Genomic DNA, 279 nt, shown 5'->3' with positions numbered 1-279 from the left:
CTGTGGGACCGCGGCATTGGAAGGGAAGAAGAGCAAGGCCGCGTGCGGAAGAGTGGATTGAAGTCATGATTGAAGATGCTCGTGCCGGCTTGCTGAAAACGACTCCCGGAACAGCGCTGCATGAAATGGCTTTTCACACACAAGAAGATGGAAGCCAGCTGGATTCCCGCATGGCAGCCATTGAGCTGATTAATGTATTGCGGCCTATTGTCGCCATTTCTTACTTTCTGGTGTTTTCAGCTTTGGCGCTTCATGAGCATCCGAAGTATAAGGAATGGC

At 51.3% G+C, this 279-nt stretch carries 1 pseudogene; it reads left to right on the top strand.

The window, feature by feature from the left end:
* Nucleotides 1–279: pseudogene (locus SB660_RS20025) on the top strand (cytochrome P450); the annotation flags it as partial.

This window comes from Bacillus sp. SIMBA_005, assembly GCF_046535585.1.
Classification (GTDB): Bacteria; Bacillota; Bacilli; order Bacillales; family Bacillaceae; genus Bacillus; species Bacillus pumilus.
This window is presented reverse-complemented; position numbering and strand designations above follow the sequence as displayed.